This is a genomic window from Lacrimispora xylanolytica (genome assembly GCF_026723765.1).
Taxonomy (GTDB): domain Bacteria; phylum Bacillota; class Clostridia; order Lachnospirales; family Lachnospiraceae; genus Lacrimispora; species Lacrimispora xylanolytica.
In genome coordinates, this window is sequence record NZ_CP113524.1 from 3,690,239 (window position 1) to 3,706,564 (window position 16,326).

9 protein-coding genes and 1 other annotated feature are annotated in these 16,326 nt (G+C 43.5%); of the genes, 1 reads left to right on the top strand and 8 read right to left on the bottom strand.

Annotated features, from left to right (window positions below):
- Positions 1-41 precede the first annotated feature (41 nt).
- The 3 genes from tyrS to OW255_RS17180 all read right to left on the bottom strand — a co-directional run bounded on the left by tyrS (position 42) and on the right by OW255_RS17180 (position 8,841).
- A complete protein-coding gene (gene tyrS / locus OW255_RS17170; RefSeq protein WP_024835068.1) occupies positions 42-1,265 on the bottom strand; it encodes a tyrosine--tRNA ligase in 1,224 nt (407 codons plus the stop codon).
- A gap of 41 nt (positions 1,266-1,306) precedes the next feature.
- Positions 1,307-1,561: a binding site (T-box leader), on the bottom strand.
- Positions 1,562-1,620: 59 nt separating this feature from the next.
- Positions 1,621-2,703 (bottom strand): GGDEF domain-containing protein, encoded by a 1,083-nt coding sequence (locus OW255_RS17175; protein WP_268114763.1) that lies wholly within the window; start codon positions 2,701-2,703, stop codon positions 1,621-1,623.
- A 171-nt stretch (positions 2,704-2,874) separates the two neighbouring features.
- Positions 2,875-8,841: a fibronectin type III domain-containing protein gene (locus tag OW255_RS17180; protein WP_268114764.1), complete on the bottom strand. Its 5,967-nt coding sequence runs from the start codon at positions 8,839-8,841 to the stop codon at positions 2,875-2,877.
- Positions 8,842-9,199: 358 nt separating this feature from the next.
- Here OW255_RS17180 and OW255_RS17185 point away from each other — a divergent pair, with 358 nt between their 5' ends.
- Complete coding sequence (locus tag OW255_RS17185) at positions 9,200-9,742, top strand: beta-class carbonic anhydrase (RefSeq protein ID WP_024835065.1); 543 nt, start codon at positions 9,200-9,202, stop codon at positions 9,740-9,742.
- A gap of 53 nt (positions 9,743-9,795) precedes the next feature.
- Here OW255_RS17185 and OW255_RS17190 read toward each other — a convergent pair whose 3' ends face one another.
- The 5 genes from OW255_RS17190 to OW255_RS17210 all read right to left on the bottom strand — a co-directional run bounded on the left by OW255_RS17190 (position 9,796) and on the right by OW255_RS17210 (position 16,160).
- Positions 9,796-10,392: a hypothetical protein gene (locus OW255_RS17190; RefSeq protein WP_268114765.1), complete on the bottom strand. Its 597-nt coding sequence runs from the start codon at positions 10,390-10,392 to the stop codon at positions 9,796-9,798.
- Positions 10,393-10,416: 24 nt separating this feature from the next.
- A complete protein-coding gene (locus OW255_RS17195; protein ID WP_268114766.1) occupies positions 10,417-12,903 on the bottom strand; it encodes a right-handed parallel beta-helix repeat-containing protein in 2,487 nt (828 codons plus the stop codon).
- A gap of 111 nt (positions 12,904-13,014) precedes the next feature.
- On the bottom strand, positions 13,015-13,836 hold the full coding sequence (locus OW255_RS17200) for a carbohydrate ABC transporter permease (protein WP_024835062.1): 822 nt from the start codon (positions 13,834-13,836) through the stop codon (positions 13,015-13,017).
- Positions 13,833-14,714: a carbohydrate ABC transporter permease gene (locus tag OW255_RS17205; protein ID WP_024835061.1), complete on the bottom strand. Its 882-nt coding sequence runs from the start codon at positions 14,712-14,714 to the stop codon at positions 13,833-13,835. Before OW255_RS17205 ends, OW255_RS17200 begins: the two co-directional genes overlap by 4 nt.
- 105 nt (positions 14,715-14,819) lie before the next feature.
- Positions 14,820-16,160, bottom strand: coding sequence for an ABC transporter substrate-binding protein (locus tag OW255_RS17210; protein WP_268114768.1), 1,341 nt, complete (start codon positions 16,158-16,160; stop codon positions 14,820-14,822).
- Between the last annotated feature and the right edge of the window lie 166 nt (positions 16,161-16,326).

Sequence of the window (16,326 nt, forward strand, 5' to 3'; positions counted from 1 at the left end):
GGCCGGTATCGGAGGGAATGCCTCCTGATACCGGCCAACTTTTATTTTACAAATACTCTTACAAATTTCTTTTTTCCACGTTTTACAACCACACCTTCTCCGGAGAGCTGCTCTTTTGTAAAGAGAGTCTTTACATCGGTCACTGCTTCACCTTCTACGGTTACGCCGCCCTGTTCCACGTTACGTCTTGCCTCGGAACGGGTTGGTGCCAGACCAGACTTTTGTACGATTGTAAGAATATCAACGCTTCCATCTACAAAGTCAGCTTCTTCCATCTCCCATGCAGGCATATCTGCCGCATTGCCGCCGGCAAACAGCTCTTTTGCACTCTTTAAGGATTTTTCCGCTTCCTCTTCTCCATGTACCAGCTTCGTCAGCTCATAAGCAAGAATCTCTTTTGCCTGATTTAACTGGCTTCCTTCCCAGTGATCCATCTCATTGATCTGCTCAATGGGTAAGAAGGTGAGCATGCGGAGGCATTTTAATACATCGGCATCGGCTACATTTCTCCAGTACTGGAAGAAATCGAATGGAGATGTCTTTTCCGGATCAAGCCACACAGCGCCGGACTGAGTCTTACCCATCTTCTTACCTTCGGAATTTAAAAGAAGGGTAATGGTCATGGCATGTGCGTCCTTGCCTAATTTACGGCGAATCAGCTCGGTACCGCCAAGCATATTGCTCCACTGGTCATCACCGCCGAACTGCATATTACAGCCATAGCGGTTAAACAGCTCATAGAAGTCATAGCTCTGCATGATCATGTAGTTAAACTCCAGGAAGCTGAGTCCCTTTTCCATACGCTGCTTGTAGCATTCTGCCGTAAGCATACGGTTCACAGAAAAATGAGGTCCTACTTCACGAAGCATATCAATATAATTAAGCTCCATCAGCCAGTCTGCATTGTTGACCATAAGAGCTTTCCCTTCTGAGAAATCAATAAAACGGCTCATCTGTTTTTTAAAGCAGTCACAGTTATGCTGAATGGTCTCAATGGTCATCATCTGGCGCATATCGCTTCTTCCGGAAGGATCACCGATCATACCGGTTCCGCCTCCCAGCAATGCGATTGGCTTATTGCCTGCCTCCTGAAGACGCTTCATCAGACACAGTGCCATAAAATGGCCTACGTGAAGGCTGTCAGCCGTTGGATCAAAGCCGATGTAAAATACAGCCTTTCCTTCATTGACCATCTTGCTGATCTCTTCCTCATTGGTTACCTGGGCAATCAATCCCCTGGCTTTCAGTTCTTCGTAAATCGTCATAGCTATTCTCCTTAATTAAATAAAAATAAACCCCGTCCTATCAAAAGGACGAGGTTAAAATCTCGCGTTACCACCTTAAGTTCATAAGCAGCTCACACTGCTTACCTCTTTAAGTACCTGCTTCGATACTCTAGCACGTTAACGGGTGCGGGAATCCGTCACAGCCTACTGGGCAATTGCCGTTGGGTGTGAAGCTCAAAGATGTATTCACAATCCGTTTCCCATGCGCCTCTCATCTTCCGGCTGCTTTCTGTATGGTCCTTCGCACTGCTACTTGTTCTTATCAACGCTTTTATGGCGTATGAAGTTAATGACTAGTATATGTTTTTTTCCACGGTTTGTCAAGGCATTTCCTTCAAATGTCCTTTAAGTTCTTTTTGTGCCGGTACATATCTAAATCAGCATTTAAAATCGTATGATTCAGATCGTCACCCAAACGGTATTCCGCCACACCATAGGAAAAACAGGGACGAATTCCCTGAATCTCTTCACACTGCTTCTGGGCAGCTTTTAAGATTTTTTTCATCTCATCTGCATTTAACCGGTTGCTTAAGAGAACAAATTCATCTCCCCCAAAGCGGTACAGCCACATGTGCTTTCCTTTTGTCTTTAATATGGCGGAAGCAACGCTGCAGATTGCAGCATCTCCGCTGGAATGTCCAAATTCATCATTGATATTCTTTAAGTTGTCAAGATCGATCATCGCCATGGTGCATTCTGAATGACCGTTTATTTTCTCCAGCTGTTTTTCATAGGCAATCCGGTTATAGGTGCCGGTAAGCGGATCGTACAGGATCTTCTGTGTCGTCATAAGCAGAAAATATAGAATAACGAATGCCTCCGAAGCACTCCATACCAAAAAATGCAAATGAAACATAATCTCTACCATGATGGCAAATCCAATCACAATTAGAAAAAGAAGTAAAAACACCGTCTCCGCCTTGCGGTTTGGCTTTCCCCTCTGCCTTGCGGAACAGTAAATAAGAGATAACAGGTAAAAGACAGAGACCACAAAGGTAATAAAGAACAGGGGACCTCTTGTATATATATTTTCTCTGCTTACACGAAAAATAAACCCCATCCAGATGCTTAAAATGGAAAATACTATATTTATGGCCATAGGAAGATAAAACCATCTGGGAAACCGTTTGGAATCTTCCGTCTCGTAGATGAGCACAAGGATCATGGGCAGGCAGGGACTTATGGCAAAGTGAATAAACGTTGTCAAGGTTCTAAGCTTAACCCCCTCTCCCGTAGATAAGCCACTGAAACAATAATCTGCCCAGGTATCTGCTATCACCAGAAAGATCAGGCCGACTTCCCAAAGGAACAGCCTTTTGATTCGTTTTGAAAAAAGCTTGTCTGTAATCACCATTACCGCAAAAACCAAAAGAGCAATGGCAGGGGCATAATATGATTGCAGTGCATCCAAAAACATGGGATCCTCCTGAACAATAGAATTAATACATATGTCCATCGTAGCACCTAATCCGATCTTTTACAATTTAATAATCTTTCATTTATATGAAAATTTATTTATTATTCCGTATTTCCCTAAATAAAAGAGGAATTCCCCTGTTGCATGAAGCAGCAAGGGAATTCCATTTCCTTATTTAGCCTTTATCCAGGCACCGTTTTCACCCACCCGGTAGCCATCTGGAGTGACTGTATTCATCAGACATTCGCCGTTCTGGCTTAAATAATACCAGTTGTTATTAACAAGGACCCAGCCTGTTGCCATAGATCCATCCAGATTCATGTAGTACCATTTTCCTTCGGTCAACACCCAGTCTGTTTTCATGGCTCCGCTGGTCTCCATATAGTACCAGACACCCTGAACCTGATTCCAGCCCGTTGTCATATATCCCGTTTGTCCAAAATAGTACCAGGCTCCGTTTACCTTCGCCCATTCCTCCTTTGGATAGGTACCGTCTGCTTTTTTCAAACGCCAGCCGGACTGATCCATCTCCCAGTCTCCCTTTGTCTCATTGGAAGACGTCTTGATTCCATAATCCCGGTCAGAGTCAGAATCCCTGTCTCTATCTGGTTTTACAGGAGTCGGTTTCTCACCTGGCTCTGGATCCACTGGATCCGGCGTATCCACACCGATTCCTGGTAGTTTTGCTCCGGCACCTGCTTTATCAATCTTGCTGCCCTTTACAGGACGTAAGAAATCACCAAATTGAATTCTTCCATCCTGACGGTAGAATAAATCCGCAGGATTTAAAGATCTAAAGTTCTCTTGCCCCACTGCATTGGTTCCGTTTTGGTAGAGATAATTATTCTCTATCACCTTTGCAGATATCTTATCGTCGTAAACCTTCTTTAAGGAACCACTGAATGCTGCAGTTCGGAATGAAACGTTATTTCTAACCGTACCATCAGCTGTCAGTTCCCCATTAGCTCCCTTTTTATAAGGACTTGGACGCATAATATAATTAAAACGGGCGTTATCAAATGATGTATTATTTTCAATCGTCAATTCTCCCGGATTAAAGTTATCTGTGATTCCATCCAGGTTGTTATGGAATGCTACGCTGTTTCTTAAAATATGAGGTACCTCGCGGCCCTCTCCGCCTAGCTTAAATCCATTGTTTCCATTGTTATAGGCTACGCAGTTTTCTATAATGGTTCTTCCGTTGGGGCCATCTGCTAGAGTGTTGTAGGTATCCCAGCCATCATCTGCATTGTCGTGAGAAACACAGTTTAAGAACCGGTTGTCATCTCCTGAGCCGGATTTTGACGCAAATCCGTCTGCATTGATTCTGGAACCGTCCACATTGTCAAATGCTTCACAGTTTTCTACCAGGTTGTAGGAAGGCCATAAGCTTCTGCTTCCTCTGCTTTTTGTTATGGTAAGACCAGCGTCACTTGATGTATTATGAATCAGGGAATCCTTTAATACATTATGGCTTCCGTGAATCATAACTCCTCTGCTTCCTTCGATCTTTTGACCATCCACATCAAGTCCGGTCACGTCCCAATAATCTGCGTCAAGCACAAAGATTTTACTGCTGCCGGTAACTTTTACAGCGCCCTGAGCTGTCAGAGCTTTTCTTGCGTCCTTATTTCCAGAAGAGGTCATTGGTATGGTGAATGAATGATAGGTTCCTTCTGCCATATATATGGTTCCTCCCGGTACCAGACGGTTGATGGCCTCTTTTATGGACAATGGATTTTCCTTGGTTCCTGCTGCCTCATCAGTTCCTTCTGGAGATACATATAATTCCTTACCATAGTTATCTTTTTTCACCTTCAGAGCAGCTGTTTTTTCTTTCCCTGCATCTGCCCCTTCCGAAGGTACAAAGCTTAGCTTAAATTCTGCTTCCTGTCCAGAAATTATAGCAGGGCAGGTAAACTGTACGCCTCCTGTCACTGATGCCTTTGAAACCAGTACCGTATCATTCTGGCTGACTGTCATGGTTCCTGACTGGTTGGTTAAGGCCTGTACCGTATAATCTGAACTGTTGGTGTATGCAGCAGAAGCGATATACAGAGAAGCCGTATCATTATCTGGAGCCACGTAAGCGGGAGATTCATCCGGCTTTACAACGTCACTTACATCAAGAGAGATATTTCTTACGGACATTCTGGCATTTCTGGAAGCGAAAAAGCCTACATACATGGTTTCTTTATCCAGGTGAGATACGATGTTCGGTGTTACATTCTTATCCTCAAAGGTGTAAGAGGTAAGTACATTCCCCTGCTGATCAAGGTGGTAGACAAAGAATCCCTCATCGGTCCGTTCCAGTCTCAGTTTCGTTTCTGTGCCATAAAAGTTTGATGTAAATGGCGCATCTGCTGGCGCATATTTTTTATCCGCTTTTGAAACTGACTTTTCGAAGGTTGCTGTTGTTTTAACTGTTTTTAAGTTTCCAGCCGGGCTGTTTACCCCATAACGGGCTGCTGCAAGTAAATTAATATCTGCATTCAGAGCTTTCCCAGCTGCCTGCAGGCTTAACATAACCATGTTGGAGGCTGCTGGATACTCTTCATACCCTTCCTCTAAAGGCTCTTTTCTAGGACTTCCATTCACGTCCCTTACCATCAGGCCTGCACCCTCCTGAAGGTTTGCCTTTGAGCCTTCCTCCGGCCCTAACTGCTCCACTGTAACATCTGCTGTCAGGGAGAAGTTCTTACTGGTAGGTACTTCCGTATAATAAAAAGTCAATCCATCATGCCCGGTCTGGAGTTTTCCTCCTCTGGATTCTATTACGACATCCTGAGCCGGCTTTCCTTCCAGGTTAAGCGGTGTGCTAGAACCGATCGGCCAGGTATAATTTGTTCCCACCTTGTTTGGCAGTATGTTGGACTTGAAATCCATATCCGTAGACTGTCCAAATGCAGAGGACCTCCATAACTGCTCCCCTTCTGAGCCGTCCCAGGTAATTTCCGGTCCGCTGTTGGTCCAGTGGAATGGTCCTGTTCCAGTTAATGCTTTGCCCCATGCGTCAGAAGCTTCTACCCGGAAGGTATGAGGAATCTTCATATCGAGTCCGGTTACCGTGTATGATGTATCCTTTGTGGTAAACGATCCATTCACATGGTTAAAGTAATCTCCCTCTTTTGTGTAGACCGGTTTTCCGTCTACATAAATCCGGTAACCATAAATTCCAGACTCATCTGTGGGTGCCTTCCAGGTAAGCTTTATGGTCTCTCCGACTGCACTTGCCTTTAAAGCATTGGATTCCCATACTGGTGCATGGTAATCATAATTCTTTATTGTCTTAACCGCAGCATTATCATATTCAAAGCTTTCTCCATCATCAGAAAATGCCTCTATGATAACCTCATTCTCATTTTCCATCATTCGACCAATGGTCATGCTGATCGTATCTTTTTCCGGTTCTTGAAGCTGATAATTATAGATTGTGGCTACCAGATCCCCATCTACAAAAGCACGGTAGCCGCGGACTCTGGCATCGGCTGCCTTGGCTGATTTTAGCTTTGCAGTTGCCCAGGTATAGCCCATGTTGGAGAACTCTACTTTCTTGCTTTCCGGCTCCTTTAACTCTTTTTCTATTCCCGTTGATGTGGTAATTTCATACCGAGGTCCCGGAATCTTATTTCCTGGTCCATCCACTGCGTAAACTACAAATACATAACTGGTATCTGGAGACAGTCCAGTCATATCTGCTGTGGTCGTTGTCACCGGACGGGTAATATCCACCAGCTCATCGCCTACATAGGTTTCCACAATGTATCCAGTTACTTTTCCAGTTCCAGATACCTGCTCATCGTCCTTGGCTGCAGGCCATTTTAAGCTTACTTCATGGGCTCCACTTGGTTTTACAGCCTCAGAAGCACTGGCAACGGTTGCCGTATCATCTGGCCAAACCGGCTTTGCCATGGCATCGTAGGCATTTTTAGACAGCGTCGTGGTACCTGTGAAGATCAAATCATTGCTGAACTTAATATTTCCCCAGGCTCTTTCATCTGTTTCTGCTGGTGCATCCTTTGACCAGCTAAGTCCTACGTTGTCAAAGGTTACATTGGCAGCTCCCATAATTCGTTCTGAATTTTTCACAGGTTTTATGTTGGTAAAGACAATATCCTGGAAATACAGATTGTGGTGATTATGCCATGTTTTATATGGCAGATCATAATCAACGTCTGCTAAAATATCTATAGTCAGCTTGTTAATGGAATCTGCTGTAATGTTATAGGCACTGATATCATAAAACTCTGCGGGTTTATCCGCCGGCTCTACCGTGGTAGCCTGATTGGCATCGCTGTATGTAGTGTTAAAGCTAAATACCTGATCCGCATCTCCTACAGCACAATCACGAATGCTTACATTGTAGATACCACCACCATTTGCCGGAGCACTTTTAAACCGGAATGGCGTATCACTATGATTCATTACATTATCTTCGACCAGCATGTTCTCAATTCCAGCACCGGTATGGCTGCCTGCCGCAATCGCTCCGCCATGGCATTCCCGGAGGAAATTGTTAAAGGTCCAGATGTTACTTGACGGCTTCTGCTCCGTATCCTGGACGCCTTTTCCCATACCCGTTGCAAAGTTGATTCCATCATCTCCTGTATCAAAGAAGTTATTAAAGACCATAGCGTTCTGGGTATTTCCAAGCTCAATTCCATCCGCATTGTTTGCATCGTATGTAATGTACTTTACATTTTCAGAAACCACATTTTCACTATCAAGCACTGCAATGGTATGGTTTGCTGGATTTTCTGCTGTAAATCCTTCGATGTAAACACCGTTTACATTCCTTAAGACCACAAGATTAGGTCTTGTAGAATACGCAGGTGATTCTTCATATCCTTTGCTTATTGCATTGTTATATGCACTTTTCGCAAGAATTCCAAGGCTTAAATCGCCCTTTTCTTTCGGCTGAGCCACCCAACCCTTTAAGGCGTATTTTTTTAGGCCTTCTAAGCTCCAGTCAGGATCAGCGGTCTGACGCTTCTGGTAATAGGTTTCGTATCCATCTCCATTGACTGCCTGTTTTGCACCATATTTCCAGCCGTTTCCATAAATCGTACCCTTACCTACGATACGGATGTTCTCAAATCCACCATTCTCATCTGCACTGTAGGTGTTAATCAGTGCCCAGGATCTGGTATCCGTGGAATAAGGATAGAGAAGATAATTCTGGTCATAATGTGCCACGTCAGGAGAGCCGAAAAGGATAGCCCCTTCCTTTAGTTCCAGTGTCATATTACTCTTAAGATAAAGAGCACCCGACATATAGATACCTTCTGGAATTACTATTTTTCCACCTTCGCTGCAATCATCAATGGCTGCCTGAATGGCTTTGGTGTTCTTTACCACAAATTCAGAAGACTCTTCATCCAGAGATGTAAAGCCTCTCTCTACCGGTTCAGCCCCATAATCCCTGATATCAAATATCTCAGGTGCACTAGTTGTGGAACAGGTAATGGTTGCCTTATTGCCCATTTCAGCACCGGAATCATCCGTTGCTATGACAGAAACTTCATAGCTGGTATCCGGAGTCAATCCTGTGAGGCGGAAGGAATGGATATCAACCTTTACCATATCAATTCCTACCGTTTCATAATGATCATAAAATGCCTTCATGTAAGTAGCTGCCCAGTCTGCATGCTGTGCAAAATTACTTCTGGCATCCCCCACCTTTATCCCGTTTAGATAAACATTATAATTGGCCACTGTTTCATAATTCTCTGGCTTGTCCCAGACAAGAGAAATGGAAGTATCATCATAAGCCAGAGTAGGAACTCTAAGTTCTGTCACATCAACACTCCCCTCCGATTTTGTAAATCGGCTCTGTGTGCCCATGAGAGACATCGCCTGAGACGGTGTTGCAATCTCATCAAAAGACACCGAGGCCTCCGATGGCGTTGCCGTATTGTCCAGAAGAGAAACAATTGCTTCTGACGGCGTCGCCTCCAAGTCCGTAACCGGGACCAGCATACGGCCTGCTTCTGATGGTGTGGCAGGATTTTCTAGATCCTGCTCAAAAAAACGTTCTGCATAAGCAATTTGTCCCCCTGACACTGTAAAAGGCAGCAATAATGCTGCCGTTAAGAACAGCGCCAATGCTTTTTTGCATCGTTTCCTCAATACTTTCATACAGGTTTCCTCCATAATAATAGTGAAAGCGCTTACACGAAACATTCTAACTGTTTCTATCTTATTATTCAACCACTGTTTGCAATTAGAATAATTTTCGTCAATAATATATAGTATTGATTGTATATATTTAACAAATATTAATATGTTTTTAAATCTATAAGGTAAATATTACCTATATTTTCCAATTTTATTTCGTTAAAAAATATACATTTTTCTGTCGGTAAAGCGCTTACATTTTTCGACACGTCGATTAAAAGGGCCACAATCAGCTAAACAATCTTTAAGGCTTAAGCTTATCCCGCATTAAGATTCCAGCATTACAATAGAACCAGTTCGAATAAAATGGAGGAATACTATGATTGAGGAAATTTTAAAGTATAACGATACCTTTGTTAACAGCGGTTTTTATAAACACTTTAATAACAACAAATATCCTAAAAAAAGATTGGCCTTGATTACATGTATGGATACCAGACTAGTGGAGCTTCTACCTGCTGCACTGGGTGTTCGAAGCGGAGATGTAAAACTGATTAAAACTGCCGGAAGTATGATTATAAATCCCTTTGACAGTACCATCCGAAGCCTCCTCATCGCGGTTCTGGAGTTTGGCGTGGAAGAGGTTATGGTCATCGGCCATACCGACTGTCTTTCTGCTACTATCTCCTCCGAAACCATTATCACCCACCTGGTCCAACGGGGAATTGAGAGGGATACCATTCAGAAGCTTAAAGAAGACGGGTTTGATTTAGACTCCTGGCTTCAGGGAATGGATAATATTAAAACCGCAGTGAAGCAGTCAGTCACCCTGTTAAAGACCCATCCCCTTATGCCCTCTAATGTAATCATTCAGGGCTTTATTATGGATATATCCTGCGGCAGGCTTTCCCCTGTCTCTTAAATACAAGAAGGTTCCACTATCAATAGATAATGGAACCTTTTCCTATACATTATTTATGAGACCTGATAGAACTTTCCGTCTGCTTTTATCATTGCTTTTAACACTCTGTCTTTTAACTGGACCATATAACGGTCTCTTGCTAGTTGGTAGCGAATCAACTGCACTTCCTCTTTTTCTCTTAAATCTATTCCATTTTTTTCACCAAAGCTTTTGATTTCCTGGTCAGTAATCTGGCTCATTAAGACATTCTTTATCATGTTCTCCTTTGCTTCGCTATAGATATAGTCATAATAGATCCTGGCATCGTATACCTTAGGGCCATAGATTCTTTCCCCAGCATCCATTGCCTGCTTTCTTGCTTCATTCTCTTTATTTACTTTGTTCAGAAAGGAAGCAAATGAGATATCTTCTACGACGTTGTTCTCCTTAAGCATTTGCTGTTCAACTTTTGCACAAGCAGCTCTGTTCCTGGTTCCTTTTTCCTCTTCTGCCATTCCACCTGTGTAAACCTGGGACAAAAATAAATACTCCTCTTCATATATCCTGTCCCCATTTACGAAAAGCACAGGCTTTTTTTGAAAACCAGTTAAAAGAAAGAAGTTAATGCATAATAGAAATGCGGTCCCAAATATATAGAAATTCTTCTTCATGGCAGCCTCCCTTTACATAACCTGCTACTGAAAAGTGATAACAGGATTCCAGTTTATTTCATCTCCTGCATTGGAGCCATTCTGGTTTACAATGAAATAGATCCAGTCTCCCGAAGACACATTGGTGGTTAGCTGATGGGCCATGCCTGTGGTATCAGAACCTCCAATGGATTGCCAACCATTCTCCGGCCATAGATTTTGAGTGTTCTTTAAGATTTTAACCTTGACTCCATCATAGCCCTGACTTACCTTCTTTGGATTTCCTTTTATGGTGACACTACCGGAATGAGATGCCTTCCATGCAACTACGGTATCCGAAGTATCCGGATGAAGCTGCGCCGGTGCCCAGATTAAGCTGTACTGTTTTTTACCTTTCCACCGATTGACACTGCTATCCCATGTCATTTGCTGATAACCGGTGCTGGCTGTCTCCAGATAATACCAGCCCCGGCTTCCCTGTACACTGGAAAAATCAGAAGTCAGACTGTATTTTTCCACCACATTATAAGTGATAAGAGGATTCCAGGAAGTTCCGTCATTGTAATTGTTCCCGTTCTTATTGAGGACAAAGTAAATCATCTCGTCCTTCTTTACTTGTATGGTGACATTATGGGAAACCCCTGTGGAATCCGAACCACCAATAAACTGCCAGCCGCTTCCTGGCCAGACCTGTGTGGAGCCTTTTAAGATTTTTACGTTTACTCCGTCATTTCCAAGATTGGCTTTTTTCGGATTGCCTACGACCTGAACCGTACCGGCTTTGGGCGCTTTCCAGGCAAGGACCGTATCATTTCCGTCAGGATGCATGCTTCCAGGTGCCCAGATGAGATTAAAGGCTCCGCTGCCTTTCCATTTCTTCTGAGAATCGTCCCATGTCATATTTTGATAAGAGCCGTTTGCCGCCTCCATGTAATACCAGTCCCGATTTCCCTGAGTCATGGAAAAGTCCCTGGCAAATACATACGTATCTTCATCAGTAAGTCCGACTCCCATCGTCTGGTGCGCCCCAATATCATAAGAGCCCTTATTCAGTTCATTTCCCCAGAAATCCTTTCCTCCGTTATCCGGGATATAGACTCCTTTTCCAATGGCCGGGGAGGTGGACTGGATTTTAAAATGGTCTGCAAATGCCATTCCATCCTGCGCCGGGCCAGGGCTTACCAATTGAGGATTGGCTGAAACTGCGTACATATCAGCCGGATTGGCATCACATGGGTAATACAGGTTATTCTCATACACCGAGGAAGCCCAGTCGGGTGAAGATTCAAAATAGAATATATTATTATAAAATTTGTGATTTTTTCCCGCATTGCCAAAACAGGCGTCAAGCTTTCCCTGGGATTTGTAAAAGGTATTGTTATAAAGTTCGGTTGGCATATCTCCTGCCCGAATGATATACCGTTCATCATCCACGCTCACATTATAACGAAGCACTGTCTTAATATGATTGGGGTCTTTATTGATTCCTGCACAATCCAGCCAGAATCCGCCCTGATTTCCATGGGTGTAATTATACTGAAAGGTTGTGACACCTCCGGTTCCCCAATCCGTATCAAAAGCAGTTCCATCACTTTCAAACAAAACAGTCCTTGCCACCTCGTTATACTGAAATAGAGCATCGTCTGTCCCACAAGTCCACAGGCCTGCAATAATTTTAGTATCCGAAGAATTACCAAGAGCCCCTGCATCGTAGCATAGATTATATTGAATCAAGGGGGATACACAATTGGCCACGATCATTCCATCCGAGCCGGTTCTGCTGATGGTATTCCCCTCGATGACCACGTTCGTATGATACTGGTCCACAATAAAATCTTCTCTCTGGTTAATACGGATTCCGCTGGTCAGCACGTCATGAACGTAATTCCCTTTTATTAACACCCCATCATAATGAACTGAGGGGTTGGACCTGCCGGGCATACTGACATAGATGCCGGAATTCCAGTACATGCTCTTATAGGTATCCAGGGATCTTCGGTTCTCTCCAGTTACATCGTGGACCTCACAGTCTTCTATGGTAATCCCATGAGTAATTCCATCAGTTTTTCCATTAATAAAAATTCCCTGACGAATACCTCTCTGCGCTGCCCGATTGGTCACTTCAAAATTTCGTATGGTCCAGTATTCCTGTGAGTCCAGCTTAATTGCTGCTTCCGCTCCATTTCCTTCAATCAGAGGCTTATCTCCCACTCCGTACTGATCCAGAATAATAGGCGCTCCGCTGCTTCCCGAACCTAGAGGGTGAAGCATACCCGTCCATTTTCCACCTGCTTTAAAGCAAATTTTATTGCCCGGTAAAAAGGTAGTAGCATTTACCTTATCCAGGGTTTTCCATGCCGCTTGTTCTGTCGTACCGCTTGCCTTATCATTTCCATTTACATCGTCTACATAATAGACGGTAGCACCAGACCCCTGCCATGCTGCACTCTGTGGTTCCTCTGCATACACGTGGCTTCCAGTCAGGGTAATACTCATACATACTGCTGATAAAAATATCAATGCTTTTTTCATTTGCCCCTCCAGCCTTTCCATTCGTTACGTAACATAAGGTTTCCTCTTATTGTAACTCAGCCTCTCCCCATGGCCTCCCTCCTCTCTTCTATACGACTCACTCCAGAGCTTCTAGCCTTTTACGGCACCCGATGTCATACCGGATATAATATGCCGTTGCAACATCAGATACACGACCGCTACAGGAAGGGTGGATAATACCACATTTGCAAATACCAGCTGCCAATCTGAATTATGGTTTCCAAAGAAATTATATACGGTCAAAGGAAGGGTGTAATTCCTGGCGCTGTTCAAAAAATAAATGGAGATTCCAAAATCATTCCATACCGCCATAAAGTTAATAATAACAGCCGTTATTGTTACCGGCTGAAGCAGCGGGAAAATAATCTGAAAAAACAACTGGGTATGGCTGGCTCCATCCATCCAGGCGGATTCGTCAATTTCAATGGGAATGCTTTTAATAAAACCAGTATATAAAAAGACCGTAAAGGACATATTGGCAACAATCAGTACGAAAACAGCTGCTATCTCATGGGTCAGATGAAGGAAGTTGCATACAAAGTAGGTAGGTATGATCTGAAGAGGCAGCACAAGTCCAAAAATAACGGTCATATTGATCACTTTTGAGAAACATGTTTTTCTTCGTTCCAATACAAAAGCCATAGTGGAGCACAACACAATCAAAAAAAAGACACAGATAACAGTAATTACGGTACTGTTTACAAGCCCTCGAAAGATTCCTCCCTCCCGTACCATCTCTATATAGTTCTCCGCAATGTGCCAGGTGGTGGGAAGGGCTAAATTCATTCTTGCCGCCTCTGTCCCATTCTTAAAGGAATTGATGATAACCATAAATACCGGAACCAATATGATCAGAGCACAAAGGCAAAGTACCAGGTTTAAAATTGCCTCACGTATTTTTCGTTTTCTCACATCTCTACCTCCCTGTTGGCAATGTATTGATATGCCGGTATGGCGATTGCTGCAATGACCACTGCCAGTATGATACTTGCGGCACACCCTTCTCCAAGCCTTCCTGCACCAAAGGATTTATAGATTAAAGTCCCAAAGACTTCTGTCGCAGAGCCAGGGCCGCCCTGGGTAGTGGCCTGGATTAAGTCAAATACCTTAAGCCCTCCAATGATGCTTAAGATCAGCGCATTGTTAAATGCAGGCAAAAGAAGGGGAAAGGTTATGTACTTAAACTTCGTAAAACCACCAGCTCCATCAATCTCTGCCGCTTCATAATACTCTCTGCCAATGGTCTGCATCCCTGATAGGAGAATTACCATGGTAAAGCCGGACCATTTCCAGATTTCAATGGCACAGACAGAAAAGATTGCCAGATGAGTGTCCACAAGCCATGACTTCGCAAGAATTCCAAGTCCCATTGCCTGTAATAAGCTATTGACCAATCCGTTTGATGGGTGCATGAGTGAAGAAAAAATAAGTCCAACTGCCACGGTATTAATGACTGCTGGCAAGAAGAATATGGTCCGTAATGCGTTGGTCAGTGCCATCTTCCGGTTTAAGGCCACGGCAAGAGAAAGACCGATTCCCATTTTAAACATGGTGGTAATCAAGGCAAATATAAATGAATTAACAATGGCTCGCCTCATATTTGGCTGAATGAACACGTCTGCATAGTTTTGCAGACCACCGAACCGGGCGGAGGATAAATTAAAGCCTAGAATCTTGACAAAAGAAAGGGCCAGCCCTCCCACAGCAGGGAGAATAAAAAACAGGATATAAAGGAAAAGCCCGGGAATTGCCAAGATGTATGAATATCTTTTACGTGTATTTGAATGCATGATCTGCTCCTTACCTGTTACGGAGAAAACAGAAATACCAGATACGGTAAAAGTATGGGTTTACTAATACGAATATCTGGTATCTCTTTCTACCGCACCTTTAAACTATTTCCAGTTAGAATCGCCCTGCGCTTTTGCATTGCGTTCTGTTTCTGTATCCAGTGCCTGCGCCACTTCTTTCGCATCCTTTAACATCCCGGTGTAATAGTTTAACAATGGCTCACTTAAGTTTCCGTAAGAATACTTGTTGATTTCTTCCCAGTCTGTCATGGATTTTCCGCTGTCCATAAGCTTCTTTAAATCTTCCGTTGCCTTAGGAATATCGCTGGTAACATTTTTATTTAAATATACCCCTGGCTGGGCATCGGCATAAATCTGCTGTGCCTTTTGGGAAGCTATGAAGTTTAGTGCCTTTTTCCCAAGATCAGCATCCTTACAATTGGTAGTCAGTGCCAGGGAATAGGGGGTGAACATATTGATGTAATTGTCACCGCCTGGAGTTGGAATGGCAAAGGCTCCGATGTCATCTATCTTATCCGGAAACTTTTTATTGATGTTATCCGCACACCAGGTGCCGTTGATATACATGGCACACTCTCCGTTTGCCAGGGCCTGATGGGCATTGTCCACGGTATCCGATAAGTAGGTTTCATTCACATAGCCAAGGTCAATGAGATCCTTTGTTCTCTCAATAGAGCCTACAAAATTGGTACAATCTGCGTATTTCAGTTTATTTGTATTAATCTGATCCATAAGACCGAAGGTATCCGTTCCTTTTTCAGCTGCATCATTTAACAGACCGCTGATGGTAGGTGGCTGAACGCTCCAAGCGTCCTTACCGGAGTAATAGACCGGAGTCACTCCTTTCGCCTTTAACTTCTCACAAACTGCCAAAAGCTCATCCCAGGTTCCTGGTATCGCAACACCTGCTGCTTCAAACACCTTTTTATTGTAGAACACACCGGATAGAACCACGGAATCAATGGGGACCGCATATAGCTTCCCTTGATACATAAAGGTGCCATCCAGTGCCTTTTTATCATACTCAGAGACACAATCCAGTCCCGTTAAATCCACCAGCTTATCAAGGCCATTGGCATAAGATTCCACCCATTGGGGCTTATAGACCTGAATGATGTCAGGAAGGTCATTGGTGGCAAATTTCGTCTGAAGGACCTGATCTCCCTGGGAACCTCCCTGTATTTTTGATATCTCAAGCTTAAAGCCAAGCTCACTGGAATTCTCGTTGATGTACTGCTCCAATGCCTGCCAGCCTGCTTTATACCAATCCGTATACATGAGAACGCTTAAAGTCTTAACCTCCGGGCTTCCCTTTGCTGCCGCGCTCCCTGACCCCGAAGCTGCACTGTTTCCCCCGCATCCGGAAAGACTGGTAATCATGGAAAATGCCAGACTCATTACCAGCCACTTTTTACTTTTTTTCATATTGAATACCCTTCCTTTTATTTTCACTTGAATTAACCGGTTATTTCCTGAACCAATCATACCATTTTATTCCAGGGAAATGCATTGCACTTTTTTCCACTTTATAGGATTTTTTTACACTTTTTTATGTACAACTTGACAGATATACCCTAAAATTTTATGATAC

Excerpts from the sequence above, each read along its gene's own strand:
- tyrS (WP_024835068.1), bottom strand. The coding sequence starts at position 1,265 with ATGACGATTTACGAAGAACTGAAAGCCAGGGGATTGATTGCCCAGGTA.
- OW255_RS17195 (WP_268114766.1), bottom strand. The coding sequence starts at position 12,903 with ATGAAAAAAGCATTGATATTTTTATCAGCAGTATGTATGAGTATTACC.
- OW255_RS17180 (WP_268114764.1), bottom strand. The coding sequence starts at position 8,841 with ATGAAAGTATTGAGGAAACGATGCAAAAAAGCATTGGCGCTGTTCTTA.
- OW255_RS17185 (WP_024835065.1), top strand. The coding sequence starts at position 9,200 with ATGATTGAGGAAATTTTAAAGTATAACGATACCTTTGTTAACAGCGGT.
- OW255_RS17205 (WP_024835061.1), bottom strand. The coding sequence starts at position 14,714 with ATGCATTCAAATACACGTAAAAGATATTCATACATCTTGGCAATTCCC.
- OW255_RS17175 (WP_268114763.1), bottom strand. The coding sequence starts at position 2,703 with ATGTTTTTGGATGCACTGCAATCATATTATGCCCCTGCCATTGCTCTT.
- OW255_RS17190 (WP_268114765.1), bottom strand. The coding sequence starts at position 10,392 with ATGAAGAAGAATTTCTATATATTTGGGACCGCATTTCTATTATGCATT.
- OW255_RS17210 (WP_268114768.1), bottom strand. The coding sequence starts at position 16,160 with ATGAAAAAAAGTAAAAAGTGGCTGGTAATGAGTCTGGCATTTTCCATG.